Origin of the sequence: Variovorax sp. GrIS 2.14 (assembly GCF_046115955.1) — a bacterium.
In the GTDB taxonomy this organism is placed as follows: domain Bacteria; phylum Pseudomonadota; class Gammaproteobacteria; order Burkholderiales; family Burkholderiaceae_C; genus Variovorax.
The window spans coordinates 1-15,610 of the sequence record NZ_JBJXIA010000017.1; the positions used below are offsets into that span (position 1 = coordinate 1).

Annotated in this window: 16 protein-coding genes; 7 read left to right on the forward strand and 9 right to left on the reverse strand. The window is 65.1% G+C overall.

All coding sequences use genetic code 11. The features are described 5' to 3' along the window. Positions 1-92: 92 nt before the first annotated feature. The 9 genes from RCH10_RS21660 to RCH10_RS21700 all read right to left on the reverse strand — a co-directional run bounded on the left by RCH10_RS21660 (position 93) and on the right by RCH10_RS21700 (position 7,470). Positions 93-893 carry a GntR family transcriptional regulator gene (locus RCH10_RS21660; protein ID WP_409054059.1) on the reverse strand — a complete coding sequence of 267 codons (801 nt, stop codon included), beginning with the start codon at positions 891-893 and terminating at the stop codon, positions 93-95. Between the two features lie 110 nt (positions 894-1,003). After that, a complete protein-coding gene (locus tag RCH10_RS21665) occupies positions 1,004-2,110 on the reverse strand; it encodes a mandelate racemase/muconate lactonizing enzyme family protein (protein ID WP_409053992.1) in 1,107 nt (368 codons plus the stop codon). 31 nt (positions 2,111-2,141) lie between these two features. Continuing rightward, the gene (locus RCH10_RS21670) at positions 2,142-2,957 is read right to left on the reverse strand and encodes a transporter substrate-binding domain-containing protein (protein ID WP_409053993.1); all 816 of its coding nucleotides are present in this window, start codon (positions 2,955-2,957) and stop codon (positions 2,142-2,144) included. Between the two features lie 78 nt (positions 2,958-3,035). After that, on the reverse strand, positions 3,036-3,764 hold the full coding sequence (locus RCH10_RS21675; RefSeq protein ID WP_409053994.1) for an amino acid ABC transporter ATP-binding protein: 729 nt from the start codon (positions 3,762-3,764) through the stop codon (positions 3,036-3,038). Next, a complete protein-coding gene (locus RCH10_RS21680; RefSeq protein ID WP_323500090.1) occupies positions 3,748-4,395 on the reverse strand; it encodes an amino acid ABC transporter permease in 648 nt (215 codons plus the stop codon). Before RCH10_RS21680 ends, RCH10_RS21675 begins: the two co-directional genes overlap by 17 nt. A 19-nt stretch (positions 4,396-4,414) precedes the next feature. Beyond that, entirely contained in the window at positions 4,415-5,098 is a 684-nt protein-coding gene (locus RCH10_RS21685) for an amino acid ABC transporter permease (protein WP_409053995.1), read from the reverse strand. A 7-nt stretch (positions 5,099-5,105) separates the two neighbouring features. Continuing rightward, positions 5,106-5,957 carry a fumarylacetoacetate hydrolase family protein gene (locus tag RCH10_RS21690; RefSeq protein ID WP_323500092.1) on the reverse strand — a complete coding sequence of 284 codons (852 nt, stop codon included), beginning with the start codon at positions 5,955-5,957 and terminating at the stop codon, positions 5,106-5,108. A 17-nt stretch (positions 5,958-5,974) separates the two neighbouring features. Next, a complete protein-coding gene (locus tag RCH10_RS21695; protein WP_409053996.1) occupies positions 5,975-6,739 on the reverse strand; it encodes an SDR family NAD(P)-dependent oxidoreductase in 765 nt (254 codons plus the stop codon). Further along, positions 6,736-7,470: an SDR family oxidoreductase gene (locus tag RCH10_RS21700; protein ID WP_409053997.1), complete on the reverse strand. Its 735-nt coding sequence runs from the start codon at positions 7,468-7,470 to the stop codon at positions 6,736-6,738. Before RCH10_RS21700 ends, RCH10_RS21695 begins: the two co-directional genes overlap by 4 nt. A 146-nt stretch (positions 7,471-7,616) precedes the next feature. Here RCH10_RS21700 and RCH10_RS21705 point away from each other — a divergent pair, with 146 nt between their 5' ends. The 7 genes from RCH10_RS21705 (at position 7,617) to RCH10_RS21735 (ending at position 15,603) form a co-directional block, all read left to right on the forward strand. Continuing rightward, positions 7,617-8,324 (forward strand): FadR/GntR family transcriptional regulator, encoded by a 708-nt coding sequence (locus tag RCH10_RS21705; RefSeq protein ID WP_409053998.1) that lies wholly within the window; start codon positions 7,617-7,619, stop codon positions 8,322-8,324. A gap of 41 nt (positions 8,325-8,365) precedes the next feature. Beyond that, positions 8,366-9,892: a UxaA family hydrolase gene (locus RCH10_RS21710; protein WP_409053999.1), complete on the forward strand. Its 1,527-nt coding sequence runs from the start codon at positions 8,366-8,368 to the stop codon at positions 9,890-9,892. A 152-nt stretch (positions 9,893-10,044) separates the two neighbouring features. Continuing rightward, a complete protein-coding gene (locus RCH10_RS21715) occupies positions 10,045-11,070 on the forward strand; it encodes an ABC transporter substrate-binding protein (protein ID WP_409054000.1) in 1,026 nt (341 codons plus the stop codon). After that, positions 11,071-12,609, forward strand: coding sequence for a sugar ABC transporter ATP-binding protein (locus tag RCH10_RS21720; RefSeq protein ID WP_409054001.1), 1,539 nt, complete (start codon positions 11,071-11,073; stop codon positions 12,607-12,609). It abuts the gene before it with no gap. Between the two features lie 53 nt (positions 12,610-12,662). After that, complete coding sequence (locus RCH10_RS21725; RefSeq protein WP_323495016.1) at positions 12,663-13,601, forward strand: ABC transporter permease; 939 nt, start codon at positions 12,663-12,665, stop codon at positions 13,599-13,601. A gap of 62 nt (positions 13,602-13,663) precedes the next feature. Beyond that, complete coding sequence (locus RCH10_RS21730; RefSeq protein ID WP_409054060.1) at positions 13,664-14,650, forward strand: ABC transporter permease; 987 nt, start codon at positions 13,664-13,666, stop codon at positions 14,648-14,650. 41 nt (positions 14,651-14,691) lie between these two features. Next, positions 14,692-15,603 carry an SMP-30/gluconolactonase/LRE family protein gene (locus RCH10_RS21735; RefSeq protein ID WP_409054002.1) on the forward strand — a complete coding sequence of 304 codons (912 nt, stop codon included), beginning with the start codon at positions 14,692-14,694 and terminating at the stop codon, positions 15,601-15,603. The last annotated feature ends 7 nt before the right edge of the window (positions 15,604-15,610 follow it).

Below are 15,610 nucleotides of genomic sequence, written 5' to 3' on the forward strand. Positions count from 1 at the left end.
GGAGAGCTCGAACCCACTGGTGCCAAGGCTGATTTGACTCATCTGTGGTCAACGTTCAAGCAGATGTTGCGGTGGACTTATGCAGACCATCCCTAAGTGAATTGGGCTGAAAGATCTTTGCTGACCCACACCTTGGCATCGATGCTGCCAACGCGCGACAGCTCGAGTTCATAGGTGTAGCGATCAGGGCGGTAGAAGCCGTGCAGCCATTGCACGGGACGCTCCGCGTCGTCGTAGATCAGGCGGCGCACGGCGAGCAGCGCGGTGCCGACGGCCACGTCCAGACGCTCCGCCAGAATGTTGTCGGCGAGGCGTGCCGAGATGGTCTGGTGCGCGCGCCCGACCCGCACACCGGACTCTTCGAGCAGCATCAGGATCGGCTTCTTCGCCAATTCCCGACGCCCGAACTTGCGTGCGATCTCGGCCGGCACATAGGTGGTGATATGGGACAGCGGGCCGGCGCCGGTGGAGCGCACCCGCACCGCTTTCTGCACGGGATCGCCGAGCTTCAGCTGAAGCGCCTCCGCCACCTGCGTGGAAGCCGTGATGGTGGCCACCTCGATCACCTTGACGGAGGTGTGAAGGCCCATCGTGACCAGGTTTTCAAGCAGGCCGCGCAGATTGGCTCTCGCCATGCCCGGACTCCCGCCATTCGCGCCACTGCCCCCTGACGCTGGCGCCGCAGCCGGCACCACGAGCCGCGTGCGCCGCCCCGGCGTGCGTGAGATCAGCCCTTCGGAAGAAAGCCGCTCCAGTGCGCGGCGCACCGTGACGCGCGCCACGCCGAACTGCGCCATCAAAGCGAGTTCGCCCGGCACGCTGTCCGCGAAACGTCCTTCGTCGAGTTGCTCCCGCAAAACCAGGTAGACCTGGTGGTACTTGGGCAACGGCATCGGCGATGTCTGCGACATACCGCCGATGTTTTGCCACTTCGAATGTTCTGTCAATAGGACATTTAAAGCAGCGTAGCGCCGGAGCGCAAGGCCGCGACCGACGCGAGAGTTCAGCGAACGACGATAGGCTCGAACTTGCGCCGCGCCTTCAACTGCGCCGGGTCCCATTCGATGCCGAGGCCTGGCGTTTCGGGCGCGACCGCGTGGCCGGCCTCGATCTGCATGCGGCTGCTCGTCAGGTCGTCGAGTTGCGGGATGTACTCGACCCAGCGCGAGTTGGGCACCGCGGCGCACAGGCTCACGTGCAGCTCCATCAAGAAGTGCGGGCACATGGCGATGTTGTGCGCCTCGGCCAGGTGCGCGACCTTGAGCCACGGCGTGATGCCGCCGATGCGCGCCACGTCGGCCTGCACGATCGAGCAGGCGCCCTGCTTCACGTACTCGCCGAACCGCGACAGATGGTACATCGACTCGCCGACCGCGATCGGCACGCTGGTGCTGGCGAGCAGTTGCGCATGCGCCGCAACGTGCTCGGCGGGCATCGGCTCTTCGAACCATGCGAGGTCGAGCTCGGCGTACTGGTGCACGCGCCGGATCGCTTCGGCCAGCGAGAAAGCCTGGTTGGCATCGACCATCAAGTCGAAGCCCGGACCGACCGCTTCGCGCACCGCCGACAGCCGCGCCATGTCTTCGGCCACATGCGGTTTGCCGACCTTGATCTTGGCGCCGAGAAAGCCTTGCGCCTTGGCCGCCAGCGTTTGCTCGACCAGCTCCGAAGGCGCCAGGTTCAGCCAGCCGCCTTCGGTCGTGTAGACCGGAATGCGCGCCTTGGCACCGCCCGCCATCCGCCACAGCGGCAGGCCCTGGGTCTTGCCGTTTCGGTCCCACAGCGCAGTGTCGATGGCGGCCAGAGCGAGGCTGGTGATGGCGCCGACAGCGGTGGCGTGCGTATGAAAGAACAGGTCACGCCAGATCGCTTCGTACCGCTGCGGGTCACGCCCGATGAGCTGTGGCGCCAGGTGATCGCGCAGCAGCGCGACGATCGACGAGCCGCCGGTGCCGATGGTGTACGTGTAGCCGATGCCTTCCGATCCATCGTCGCAGCGCACGGTGACCATCACGGTCTCCTGCGTCACGAAAGACTGTATGGCGTCGGTGCGAACCACCTTCGGCGGAATGTCGATCTGGGTGATCTCGACCTGGTCGATCTTTGCCATCGCGTGCACCTTCGTGATTCGGCTCGCTGGCTCAGGCGCCGTTCTTTGTCACCTCGTCAGGCAGATCGGCACCGTGGAACTTCTTGTAGATCGCGTTGAGCTTGCCGTTCTTGAGGTTGGTGCGCACCCAGGCGTCGACCTTGTCCTTCAGCTTCGTTTCGCCCTTCTTGAAGCCGACCGCAAGCATGTTGACCTTCATCACAAACTTCACTTCCATCTGCTTGGCTGGGTTCTTTTCGTTGATGGTTTTAAGCAGTGAAGGAGCGGTCGCGAAGATGTCGGCCTGGTTGCTGACGATGGCCGTGATCGATGTCGCATCGTCGTCGAAGCGCACGATGGTCGCGTCCTTCGGCAGGATCTTGGTCACCTCCTGATCGTTGGTGGTGCCACGCGTCGAGATCACTTTCTTTCCCGACAGATCGGCCGCGCTGGTGATGGCCATGCCCTTGGGGGCGCCCACGACGGCAGCGATGCCGGCATAGGGAATGGAGAAGTCGACGACCTTCTCGCGCTCGGGCGTGATCGACAGGCTGGAGATCACGATGTCGGCCTTGTCGGTCTGCAAGAACGGAATGCGATTGGCGCCCGTGGTCGGCACGATCTCGAGTTCCAGCCCAAAGTCTTTGGCGAGCAACTGCGCCGTCTCGACATCGGAGCCGGTGGAATTCAGCTTGTCGTCCTTCATGCCGTAGGGCGGCACCGCCATGTCGATCGCGATGCGGATCTTCTTGGCGGCGGTGATGGTGTCGAGCTGGTCGGCGTGCACGGTGACGGCGCCGAGTGCGGCGCCTGCGAGCAGCAGGCTGGACAGCAGGACGTTGAGGTGGCGGCGTTGCAGGTTTTTCATGTCTCGTGGTCTCGGTTTTTTTTGAAAGTGGTTTGAAGAATCAGGAGCGGCCGCAGTGGAACGGCCGGGGCGGAGCCGCTACAGCCCGTTGCCCAGAAACTGCCGCAGCTCAGGCGTCTTGGGGTCGGCGAGCATCGATGCGTCGCCCTCCTCCCAGATCTGGCCCTGGTGCATGAAGATGATCTTGTCGGCCACGCCGCGCGCAAAGGCCATCTCGTGGGTGACCAGCACCATCGTCATGCCGTTGGCAGCGAGTGCCTCGATCACGCGCAGCACCTCGCCTGTCAACTCCGGGTCGAGCGCGGATGTCACCTCGTCGAACAGCATCAGTTGCGGCTTCATCGCGAGCGAACGCGCGATGGCCACGCGCTGCTGCTGGCCACCCGAAAGCTGTTCGGGATACGCATTGGCTTTCTCAGCCAGGCCGACCTGTTTCAGCACTTCCATCGCGACGACACATGCATCGGCGGCGCTCATTCGCTTCACCGATGTCGGCCCGAGCGTGATGTTCTGCAGCACGGTGAGGTGCGGGAACAGGTTGTAGCTCTGGAACACGATGCCGACATCGCGGCGCAGTGCGCGCACGTTCAGGGCTGGGTCGTGGACCGCGTGGCCGCACACGTTGAGCGTGCCGCTGTCGACGGTTTCGAGCCGGTCGATGCAGCGCAACGCGGTGCTCTTGCCCGATCCGCTCTTGCCGATGATGGCGACCACCTGGCCGCGCTCCACCGAGAACGACACGCCGCGCAGCACATGCAGCGCGCCGAACTTCTTGTGGACCCGATCGAGTTCAACCACGGCTGGCATTGAGCTTCCTTTCCAGTGTGCGACTCCAGCGCGAGAGCGGGTAGCACATGGCGAAATACATGAGGGCGGCGCAGCCGAAATAGATGAAGGGCTGAAAGGTCGAGTTGTTCAGCACCTTGGCGTTGTACGAAAGCTCTGCAAAGCCGATGACCAGCGAAGCGATCGAGGTGTTCTTGATGATCTGCACCATGAAACCGACCGTCGGCGGCGTCGCGATGCGCAGCGCCTGCGGCAACACGATCTTCTGCATGCGCTGCCAGCGCGTGAGGCCGATGCACTCGGCAGCTTCCCATTGGCTCTTGTGGACCGACTGGATGCAGCCGCGCCAGATCTCGCCGAGAAAGGCGCTTGAATAAATGGTCATCGCCAGCGCGGCCGCGATGAGCGCGGGCATCGAGCCGATGCCAACGATGCTCGGGCCGTAGAAGCACAGCCCCATAAGAACAAGCAGCGGCGTGCCCTGCACGACCTGGATCCAGGCGGTCGCCGCCACCCGAACGCCGCGCATCGGCGCGATGCGGGCCAGTGCCACCGCCAAACCGGCGAGGCCGCCGCCGACAAACGTCAGCACCGACAAGGCGAGCGTGCCGAGCATGCCCATGAAAAGAAAAGTTGCCTGCTCGCGCGTCATGAGGACTGATCGAGTGAAGTCAAAGCGGCGTGCCGAGCTTGCGGCGCCGCGTAAAAACGAACTGGCCCAGCAGCCAGAAACCCGCACGCATCATGTAAGACAGCGCGAGGTAAACCACCCACAGCACGATGAAGATCTCGAAGTTGCGAAAGGTGTCGGACTGGATGCGGTTGGCGATGCCCAACAGCTCTTCGGCGCCGATCGACGACATGATGCTCGACGCCAGCATCAGCAGCACGAACTGGCTGGTGAGCGACGGGTACACACGCTCCACCGCCGGCCGCAGGATGACGTGCCAGAACACCTGCACCGGCGACATGCCGAGGCAATCGGCCGCTTCGAGCTGGCCCTTGTGGATCGACTCGATGCCGGCGCGAATGATCTCGCAGGTGTAGGCGCCGATGTTGATGACGAGCGCCAGCGTGGCGCCGACCATGATCGGCATCGTGATGCCGATGCTCGACAAACCGAAGATCAAGAAATAACTCTGGATGAGCAGCGGCGTGTTGCGAATCGCTTCGACATACGCACTCACTGCCCAGCGCAGCCAGCCGACCTTGCTGTTGCGGCCGACCGCGCACAACGCCCCCAGCACGAAGCCGATGACAGTGGCGAGGAACGACAGCTGGACGGTGACCCATGCGCCTTCGAGCAACAAGGGCCACTGCGCCAGCACCGCAGCAAAGTCGAACTGGTACTTCACGCGGGCTTCAGAGCTTGAAGCCGACGACGTCTTGCCGCTGCTCGCCCAGGCCGTCGATGCCCAGCGTCATCACGTCGCCCTTTTTCAGGAACACCGGCGACGGCTTCATGCCCATGCCGACGCCCGGTGGCGTGCCGGTCGTGATGATGTCGCCCGGCTCCAGCGTGTTGAGCTGGCTCACATAAGCGACGAGCTTGGCGACGTTGAAGATCATCGTCTTGGTGTTGCCGGTCTGCACGCGCTTGCCGTTCAGGTCGAGCCACATCGCGAGCTTCTGCGGATTGGGCACTTCGTCCCGCGTGACGAGCCAGGGGCCGATCGGGCCGAAGGTGTCGAAGCCCTTGCCCTTGTCCCAGGTCAGGCCGCGTTCGATCTGCCATTCGCGCTCGCTGACGTCGTTGATGACGCAGTAGCCGGCGACGTAGTTGAGCGCGTCCTTCTGCGACACGTAGCGTGCGCGGGTGCCGATGATCACGCCGAGTTCGACTTCCCAGTCGCCCTTGACGGAATTCTTGGGCAGCATCACCGGATCGTTCGGACCCTGAATGCAGCTGATCGCCTTGGTGAAGACCACCGGCTCTTTGGGGATCGGCATGCCGGATTCAGCGGCATGGTCGGCGTAGTTCAGGCCGATGGCGATGAACTTGCCGACGTTGGCGACCGGGCAGGCAAAGCGTGGCTTGCCGCGGACCAGCGGCAGCTTGTCGGTCTTGAGCTTTTGCAGCTTGGCGATGGCGGCATCGCCAAGCTGATCGGCGCCGATGTCCTTGATGACGGCGCTCAGGTCGCGCAGCTGGCCTTGGGCGTCGATGAGGCCCGGCTTTTCTTTGCCGGGGTTGCCGTAGCGAACGAGTTTCATGCTTTCCTTTCAGTGACTCAATAAGTGGAACGACCGCCGGAGAGGTCGAACGTGGCGCCGGTCGAAAACGAACAGTCTTCGGTACACAGCCACCCGACCATAGCGGCGATTTCCTCCACGGTGCCGAAGCGGCCCATCGGGATCTTCGAAAGCATGAAGGCGATGTGCTCGGGCGTCATCTGGTCGAAGATCGCGGTCTTGACCGCTGCAGGTGTCACGCAGTTCACGCGGATGCCGGTGTCGGCCAGCTCCTTGCCGAGCGACTTGGTCAGCGCGATGACGCCGGCCTTGCTGGCGCTGTAGGCGCTGGCGTTGGGGTTGCCGTCCTTGCCGGCGACCGAGGCGATGTTGACGATGCGGCCGTAGCCTGCCGCGCCCTCACCGCCGGATGCGCGCATGTGCGCCGCGACTTCGCGGCAGCAGATGAAGACGCCCGTGAGGTTGACATCCATCACCTGGCGCCAAGCCTCGACGGGGTAGTCCCAGACCTTGGTGTTTGGCCCGGTGATACCGGCGCTGTTGACCAGCGCATCGATCTTCTTGGTGTGCGTCAGCGTCTCGGCCAGTGCGCGCACGACCGATGCGTGATCAGAAACATCGACCTGCACCGACGACGTGCCGCGGCCCAACGTTTCTGCCGCCTTGCATGCAGCGGCTTCGTCGCGGTCCCACAGCGTGACGGTGCCACCGGAAGAAATCAGGCGTGCCGCGATGCCATAGCCGAGACCGGTCGCGCCACCCGTGATGACGGCATGACGGTTCGCAAAATCGAGCTGGTTCATATCATGATCCCGCCATCGACCGTGAAGGCCTGGCCGGTCGCGAACACGGATTCGTCGCTGGCGAGGAACACCACCACCGGCGCGATTTCTTCGGCTTGCGCCAGACGACCCATCGGCTGACGCGCGATGAAGGCCTTGCGTGCTGCATCGGGATCTTCGTTGGCGTTGATGCGCTCGCCGAGCGATGGCGTATCGACCGTGCCGGGGCACACCGCATTGCAGCGGATGCCCTTGCCCACATAGTCGGCCGCCACACTCTTGGTGAGCCCGAGCACCGCCGCCTTGGTCGTGCCGTAGACGAAGCGATTGGGCAGGCCCTTCATACTCGAACACACGCTGGCCATGTTGATGATGCTGCCCTTGCCAGCTGCCAGCATCTTGGGCAGCGCCGCTCGGATGGTCCAGGTCTGCGCGCGCACGTTCAGTCGAAAGGCGAAGTCGAGGTCGTCGTCGTTGGCTTCGAGCACGGTGCCGTTGTGCACCACGCCCGCACAGTTGAAGAGCACGTCGAAGGTCGGCGCGTTGTCGAAGAAGCTGGTGATCGCAGCCTTGTCGAGCACGTCGAGCTTCGCGGTCTTGATGCCGGCCATGCCGGCGTAACGCTCCAGCAGCTTCTCGTTGACGTCGGTGGCCCACACCTGCGCGCCCTCCGCGGCCATGGCGATGACGCTGGCGTAGCCGATGCCCTGTCCGGCTGCGGTCATGAGCACGGTTTTGCCCTTGAGTCTCATGCTGTCTCCTGGAGATGGAATGGGGGGGTGTCGTTGCCGATTCGGGTTAGCCCGATGAAGATTGCAACGAATGCAGCGTATTCTGAATTGGCCTTACCACTTGTCCAATTCAGGACAACCCTTAGATTTTTATATCGCTGCCCTTCGTGCCGATCCAGACCGTCGAACCCCAGCGCCTCTACCGGCAGATCGCCGACCAGTTGCGCGCGCTGCTCACAAAGGGCGAGTACGCCGTGGGCACGCGCCTGCCGGCCGAACGCGACCTGGCCAAGCAACTGGGCGTGAGCCGGCCCTCGGTACGCGAGGCGCTGATCGCACTCGAGGTCGATTGCTGGGTCGAGATCCGCACCGGCTCCGGCGTCTATGCGCTCGACCGTTCGCGTCGCAAGAAGGTGCCGGCGGCCGAAGCCGAGTGGGGGCCGCTCGAACTTATTCGCGCCCGCCGCGTGGTCGAGGGCGAAACAGCCGCCATCGCCGCTGCGCTGGGCAAGCGCAAGCACATCGACGCCATGAGCCGCGCGATCGAGAGCATGCGCGAGCTGGCCGATCGCAACCTGATGCCGCTCGACGGTGACCGCGCCTTTCACCTGGCCATCGTCGATGCCTGCGGCAATGCCGTGCTCGCCGAAACGGTGCAGAATTTTTGGGATTCGCGGCGCGGGCCGATCTTCAGCCGACTCGGCGGCTACTTCGAAACCGTGAAATCATGGCGCTCGGCCATCGACGAACACGTGGCGATCCGCGATGCTATCGCCGCACGCAACCCTGAAGCAGCGCGGGCCGCCATGCACGCGCATATGGACAAGGCGCACCAGCGATTCAGCGCCAGCTGGCGCCGCGCGCAGACGGCTTAACCGCACAGAGCAGACAGAACAAGAGAGCAAAGAGAAACACGATGAACCCCTTTATCCGCCTCCATCCCGCCGACGACGTCGTGATCGCGCGCAGCCAGCTCGTCGGCGGCGCCACGGTCGAAGACTTTGCCGTGCGCGGCCTCATCCCCGCCGGCCACAAGGTCGCGACGCATGCCATCGCAACCGGCGAGCCGGTGCGCCGCTACAACCAGATCATCGGCTTCGCCAGCAAGCCGATCGCGGTCGGCGAGCACGTGCACACGCACAACCTCGACATGGGTCCGGACAAGGGAGACTTCGAACGCGACTACGCCTTCGGTGTCGACGTAAAGCCGGCGCCGGCGAAGCGCGAAGCCACCTTCATGGGCATCAAGCGCGCCGATGGCCGCGTCGCCACGCGCAACTACATCGGCGTGCTGACCAGCGTCAATTGCTCGGCTACGGCGGCGCGCGCGATCGCCGATCACTTCTCGCGCAAGACCAACCCGAGCGCGCTCGCCGACTACCCGAACGTCGACGGCATCGTCGCCCTCACGCACGGCACCGGGTGCGGCATGGACACGCAGGGCATGGGAATGCAGATCCTGGAGCGCACGCTTACGGGCTATGCGACGCATCCCAATTTCGCGGGCGTGCTTGTGGTTGGACTTGGCTGCGAGGCCAACCAGATCAACGCCTGGCTGTCGACCGGGCATCTGGCCGAGGGCGAGAACTTTCGCACCTTCAACATCCAGGACACGGGCGGCACGCGCAAGACGGTGGACAAAGGCATCGCGCTTATCAACGAGATGCTGCCACGTGCCAATGCGGTGAAGCGTGAGCCGTGCAGTGCGGCGCACATCACCATCGGCCTTCAGTGCGGCGGCTCGGATGGCTATTCGGGCATCAGCGCCAACCCTGCCCTCGGTGCCGCGGTGGACTTGCTGGTCGCGCATGGCGGCACGGCGATCCTCAGCGAGACGCCGGAGGTCTACGGCGCCGAGCACCTGCTCACGCGCCGTGCAGTCAGGCGCGAGGTCGGGCAGAAGCTGGTCGACCGTATCAAGTGGTGGGAGCACTACACCGAGATCAACCAGGGCGAGATGAACAACAACCCGTCGCCCGGCAACAAGGCCGGCGGCCTCACCACCATCCTGGAAAAGTCGCTCGGTGCGGTCGCCAAGGGCGGCACCAGCAACCTGGAAGCGGTATACGAATACGCCGAGCCGGTGACCGCGCACGGCTTCGTCTACATGGACACGCCCGGCTACGACCCGGTCAGCGCCACGGGCCAAGTGGCAGGCGGAGCCAACCTGATCTGCTTCACCACCGGCCGTGGCTCGGCCTACGGTTGCGCGCCCTCCCCTTCGCTCAAGCTCGCCACCAACTCGGCGCTGTGGCAGCGGCAGGAAGAAGACATGGACATCAACTGCGGCGAGATCGTCGACGGCACGTCATCGATCCAGGAGATGGGCCAACGCATCTTCGACATGGTGCTGGCAACCGCTTCGGGTGCGCACTCGAAGAGCGAACAGCACGGCTATGGGCAAAACGAATTCGTGCCGTGGCAGGTCGGCGCGGTGATGTAGCCCGCCACAGATTTCACCGTCCGGGTGCCGCGCGCTGACCAGCGCGGCGCCGCACATCGGTGACGCGCACGGCGCGGACCGGCGAACGGGCATCACAGAAGACCACTGGAATCGGGCAGCGCTTCCAGAAGAAAAATCCAAGAGACAAACCCATGAAGAAAATCCAACTCTCGTCGTGCGCCATTGCCGCAGCACTCGTCCTCGGCGCTGTCGTGCAGGTGCCCGCCCTTGCGGCCGACACCAAGGCCAAGAAGATCGCGCTGTCGAACAACTTCGCAGGCAACTCGTGGCGTCAGGCCATGCTCAAGAGCTGGGACAAGATCACCAAGGACGCAGTGGCCAAGGGCGTGGTCGCGCAGGCACCGAGCTTCACCACGTCGGAGAACCAGGCGACCGAACAGGCCGCGCAGATCCAGAACATGATCCTGCAGGGCTACGACGCCATCGTGCTCAACGCCGCATCGCCGACCGCGCTCAACGGCGCAGTGAAGCAGGCATGCGACGCCGGTATCGTGGTGGTGTCGTTCGACGGCGTGGTCACCGAGCCATGCGCCTATCGCATCGCAGTGGACTTCAAGAAGCTCGGCGAAATGCAGATCGACTACTTCGCCAGCCGCGGCATCAAGGGCAACCTGCTCGAAGTGCGCGGCATCGCCGGCGTGTTCGTCGACGACGAAATCCACCAGGGCATCACCGCCGCGGTCGCCAAGCATCCTGAATACAAGATCGTCGGGTCGGTGCACGGCAACTGGACGCAAACGGTCGCGCAAAAAGAAGTGTCGGCCATTCTCTCGACCCTCCCGCCGGTCACCGCCGTGGCCACTCAAGGTGGCGACGGCTACGGCGTGGCGCAGGCCTTCAAGGCGGCGGGCCGCGCGACGCCGGTGATCTTCATGGGCAACCGTCAGGACGAGCTGGCCTGGTGGAAAGAGCAGAGCGACGCCAACAAATACCAGACCATGTCGGCCAGCATCGCGCCCGGCGCGTCGACCTTCGCTTTCTGGGTGGCGCAGCAAATTCTGTCGGGCGCCAAGGTGCCCAAAGACCTGAAGCTTCCGATCAGCGTCGTCACGCAAGACACGCTCGATGCGTCGCTCAAGAGCACCGAAGTCGGCAGCGTGGTCAACGTCGAGTACTCGCAAAAAGAAGTCATCGATTTCATCGCGAAAGCCAAGTAAGTGCTGATCGAAGTTCGCGGCGCTGCGAAGGCGTTCGGCGCCGTGCAGGCTCTGCGCGGCGTCTCGCTGCAATTGCAGCGCGGCGAATGCGTCGGACTGGTCGGCCACAACGGCGCCGGCAAGTCCACGCTCGTCAACATCCTGTGCGGCGCCCTGCTGCCGGACAGCGGTGAACTGCGCATTGCCGGGCGCACCGGTGCCGAGGTCGAAGGCGGCAGCATCGCTTCCGGCTGGACGGTGCGCGAAGCGCGACGCTGGGGCCTGCGCTGCGTATTCCAGGAGCTGTCGCTGTGCGACAACCTGACGCTGGCCGAGAACATGCGCATCGCGCAACCGCAGGCGGCCGAATGGTCTTGGCGGGCGCGCGCAGGCGCCCAATTGATGGCATCGCTCGACACGATCTTTCCCGGGCACGGCCTGCGTGCGGACGACGTAGTGGGCGAGTTGCCGATCGGCAAGCGCCAGCTGGTCGAGGTGGCTCGGGCATTCACGCCCGGCACGCAACCACTCGAGCTGATGATCCTCGACGAACCGACTTCTTCGCTCGATGGACAGGCTTCGGCGCAGCTGCTGGCCTACATCCGGACCTTCGTCGCCGCCGGCAAGACCTGCGTGTTGATCACGCACAAGCTGCGCGAGATTTTCGCGGTGACCGACCGGCTCGTGGTCATGCGCGACGGGCAGGTCGTGCAGGTGTCGGCAACCCGTGACACCGACCGCGACCGACTGGTGACCGCCATGGGCCAGGACATCGTCGAGGCGCAGCATGGGCACGCGCGGGCGGCGGTGGCGTCGGGCGCGGACTCGTTGCCTGCTTCTTTACGAGACGATGAAGGCATCGATATCGACAGCGATGAAGAGGCGATGGTCGAGGTGCCGGCCACAACCGTCGGAGGCCTGTCGATGCGCGCGGCGCGCGGCGACATCATCGGCCTCGCCGGCCTTGCCGGGCACGGGCAAACCGAGTTGCTCATCGCGCTGCAGGAGGCGGCGCTCCACGCCCCGCGCGTTGGCCGTCCGACGGTGAAAGGCGCCACCTCGTTCGTCGCCGGCGACCGGCAAACCGATGGTGTGTTCGCGCTGTGGTCGATCGCCCGCAACATGACGGTCGGCTGGCTCACGCAGTTGCGGCAGCGCGGCCTCATCGACGTCAAGGAAGAAGCGGCGCAGGCCCAGCAATGGCGCGGCCGGCTCGGGCTGGTCACGCCCGACATGGACCTGCCGATCGGTTCGCTGTCGGGCGGCAACCAGCAGAAGGTGCTGTTCGCCCGCGCGCTCGGCTCGTCGGCGCCGGTGATCCTCATGGACGATCCGATGCGCGGCGTCGACGTCGGCACCAAGCGCGACGTCTACGCGCTCATCAGGGAAGAAGCGCGCAGCGGCCGCACCTTCGTCTGGTACACGACCGAGTTCGACGAACTCCATCACTGCGACCGCGTGTATGTTTTCAGCAATGGTCGCGTGGTCGGTGAACTGGCCGGCGACGACATCAACGAAGAGCGCGTGGTCGCCCTGTCGTTCGAGGAAGCCACCGTATGAATCTCTCTCCCGTTGTCCCGACGGGTGCTGCAGGCGCTGCAGGCGCCACCGGCATGCAGCGCCGGCGCCGCGTCGTGCTGATGCAGACGCTGTTGCCGGCCATCGCCCTCGCCGTGCTGCTGGCGGCGGTCTTCATGCGGCAGCCGCGCGCCATGTCGTACTTCGGCGTCAACCTGCTGCTCAACCTCGCCATCCCGGTGATGTTCGCGACGCTGGCGCAAATGATGGTCCTCGCGGTGAGCGATCTCGATCTGTCGATCGGGCCGTTCGTCTCCCTGGTCGCGTGCATCGGCGCGACCCTTATGCCGACACAACCGCTGCTCGCCGTGCTGGCGCTGGCCGCGGCGGTCGGCGTGTATGCGCTGGCCGGGGCCCTGATCCAGGCGCGTCAGTTGCCGTCGATCGTCGTCACGCTGGGCCTGTCGTTCGTGTGGCTGGGCTGCGCGGTGCTGTTACTGCCCACGCCGGGCGGCACGGCGCCCGAATGGCTTCAGGCGGCCATGCGTTTCAAGACGCCGCTGCTGCCGCTGCCGATCTGGATGGCGGTGGCGACCGGCATCGTCGGCCATCTGCTCATCACGCGCAGTGCGTTCGGCACGCTGGTGCGCGGCCTCGGCGGCAACCCGGCGGCCATCGCGCGGGCCGGCTGGAACATGGTGCGGGTGCGCGCCGGCGTGTATGCCATCGCGGGGGTCTTCGGCGTCTGCGCCGGGCTGATGCTGGTCGGGCAAAGCACCTCTGCCGATGCCAACATCGCCTCGCGCTACACCTTGGTCGCTATCGCCGCGGCGATCCTCGGCGGCGCGGAATTCGCGGGCGGCAAGGTGGCGCCGGTGGGTGCCGTGCTGGGCGCGCTCACGGTCACGCTGGCGGCTTCGTTCCTCACCTTTCTCAACATTGCGCCGGACTGGCAAATCGGCATGCAGGGCTTGATCCTGGTCGCGGTGCTGGGCTTGCGCGCAGCCATCGACTTGGCCGGAGGCAAGCGATGAGCGCGCTGCCCGAAGCGCGGGTTGCGAACCACGTTGCGAACGACGCTGCAATCGACGTTGCAATGGATTTGGCGGTCTCTGTCGCCCCCCAGGTTTCGCGGGGGGCGCGCTGGCGCCGCTGGGCGCGCAATCGACCCTGGCTCGGCTCGTGCATCGCCGCTGTGCTGGCCTGGGCTGCGACGCAGTGGAGCGGCGGCGGCGGCGGCTCGGGGGGTCTGCTCACCGCGGCGCTCGCGTTCTCGGCGTTCACCGTGCTGGTGTCGCTCGGCCAGATGCTGGTCATCAGCGTCGGACCGGGCAACGCCGACCTGTCGATCCCCTCGACAATCGCGCTGTCGGGTGCGGCCGCGATGATCGTCATGAACGGCGACAACGCGATGCTGGTGCCGGGTCTGTTGGCCGCTACCGTCGTCGGCATGGCGGTCGGCGTCTTCAACTTCGGGTTGATCCGCCTGCTGCGCATTCCGCCGATCATCGCCACGCTCGCCGCATCGCTCATCGTGATGTCGGTGGCCATCAATGTCGGGCGCGGGTTGAAGGTGAAGCCGCCGCCGCTCTTTTCCGACCTGATGGCGATGCGTGTGGTGGGCGTACCGCTGGTGGCCCTGGTCGCGCTCGCGGTCACGCTAACGGTCGCCCTCATGCTGGAGCGCACGGTGCTCGGCCGGTCCATCGCCGCCGTCGGGCAGAACCGCCGCGCCGCCCTGCTCGCCGGGCTGCGGGTGGAGCGCACGCGGTTCCTGGCCTATGTGATCTGTGCCGGACTGGCCGGGCTCACCGGCGCGCTCATCGCGGGCTTCTCAGGCGGCAACTCGCTCGACCAGGGCCAGGAGTATTTGCTGATGACCATCGCCGTCGTCGTCATCGGCGGTACGGCGGTGGCCGGCGGTCGGCCCAGCGTGCCGGGCATCTGGGGCGCCGCCATGTTCATGTTCCTGCTGGTGGCGCTGCTCAACGCCGTCGGCGCAGGACCGGGGCCGCGCACCTTGCTCACCGGTGTGATCATCATCGCGGTGATCGTGCTCGCCAGCTCACGCGCCGAGCGGTGAACGCAAACCAAAAAACGAGACAACAAAAGGAACGATCGACCATGACCTTCGAACGCATCGACCCCCGCTTCAACATCTGCATCCCGGGACCGGAACGCATCGAGCAACTCTGGACCGGCGGCCGTTGGTGCGAAGGCCCCGCCTGGTTCGGTGCGCACCGCACGCTGGTGTGGTCGGACATCCCCAACAACCGCATGATGCGATACGACGAAATCAACGGGACGACGTCGGTGTTCCGTGAACCGGCGAACAACACGAACGGCCACACGGTCGACCGACAAGGCCGGCTCGTCAGTTGCGAGCATCTGACGCGGCGCGTCACGCGCACCGAGCACGATGGCTCGATTACCGTGCTGGCATCGCACTGGCAGGGGAAGCGGCTGAATTCGCCGAACGACGTGGTCGTGCATTCGGATGGCGGCGTATGGTTTACCGACCCGAGCTACGGCATCCTGTCGGACTACGAAGGCTTACGTGCCGACAGCGAAATCGGCGCCTGCAACGTGTACCGCATCGACCCGGCAAGTGGTGCCGTCGACCTCGTGGCCGATGATTTCGTGAAGCCCAACGGGCTGGCGTTTTCGCCGGACGAATCGGTGCTGTACATCGCCGACACCGGCGCCAGCCACGCCGCCGATGGGCCGCGTCACATCCGCAGTTTCGATGTCTCTGCAGATGGCAAGCGGCTCGGCAAAGCACGCGGTAAGAACGGCGTGTTCGCAACCTGCGACAACGGTCTGTTCGATGGCTTCCGGGTCGACACCGAAGGCCGCCTCTGGAGCAGCGCGGGCGATGGCGTGCACGCGTTCGATGCCGACGGCACGTTGCTCGGCAAGCTGCTCGTCCCGGAGCGCGTGGCCAACGTGTGCTTCGGCGGACCCAAGCGCAACCGACTTTTCATCTGCGCGACAAGTTCGCTCTACGCCATCTATCTGAACACCAAAGGACTCTGATCCCACC

What these genes read in the sequence shown, in the direction of transcription:
- RCH10_RS21660 (WP_409054059.1), bottom strand. Translation starts at nt 893, where the DNA reads ATGCCGTTGCCCAAGTACCACCAGGTCTACCTGGTTTTGCGGGAGCAA.
- RCH10_RS21725 (WP_323495016.1), top strand. Translation starts at nt 12,663, where the DNA reads ATGCAGCGCCGGCGCCGCGTCGTGCTGATGCAGACGCTGTTGCCGGCC.
- RCH10_RS21665 (WP_409053992.1), bottom strand. Translation starts at nt 2,110, where the DNA reads ATGGCAAAGATCGACCAGGTCGAGATCACCCAGATCGACATTCCGCCG.
- RCH10_RS21670 (WP_409053993.1), bottom strand. Translation starts at nt 2,957, where the DNA reads ATGAAAAACCTGCAACGCCGCCACCTCAACGTCCTGCTGTCCAGCCTG.
- RCH10_RS21715 (WP_409054000.1), top strand. Translation starts at nt 10,045, where the DNA reads ATGAAGAAAATCCAACTCTCGTCGTGCGCCATTGCCGCAGCACTCGTC.
- RCH10_RS21695 (WP_409053996.1), bottom strand. Translation starts at nt 6,739, where the DNA reads ATGAACCAGCTCGATTTTGCGAACCGTCATGCCGTCATCACGGGTGGC.
- RCH10_RS21675 (WP_409053994.1), bottom strand. Translation starts at nt 3,764, where the DNA reads ATGCCAGCCGTGGTTGAACTCGATCGGGTCCACAAGAAGTTCGGCGCG.
- RCH10_RS21700 (WP_409053997.1), bottom strand. Translation starts at nt 7,470, where the DNA reads ATGAGACTCAAGGGCAAAACCGTGCTCATGACCGCAGCCGGACAGGGC.
- RCH10_RS21710 (WP_409053999.1), top strand. Translation starts at nt 8,366, where the DNA reads ATGAACCCCTTTATCCGCCTCCATCCCGCCGACGACGTCGTGATCGCG.
- RCH10_RS21690 (WP_323500092.1), bottom strand. Translation starts at nt 5,957, where the DNA reads ATGAAACTCGTTCGCTACGGCAACCCCGGCAAAGAAAAGCCGGGCCTC.
- RCH10_RS21730 (WP_409054060.1), top strand. Translation starts at nt 13,664, where the DNA reads ATGGATTTGGCGGTCTCTGTCGCCCCCCAGGTTTCGCGGGGGGCGCGC.
- RCH10_RS21735 (WP_409054002.1), top strand. Translation starts at nt 14,692, where the DNA reads ATGACCTTCGAACGCATCGACCCCCGCTTCAACATCTGCATCCCGGGA.
- RCH10_RS21680 (WP_323500090.1), bottom strand. Translation starts at nt 4,395, where the DNA reads ATGACGCGCGAGCAGGCAACTTTTCTTTTCATGGGCATGCTCGGCACG.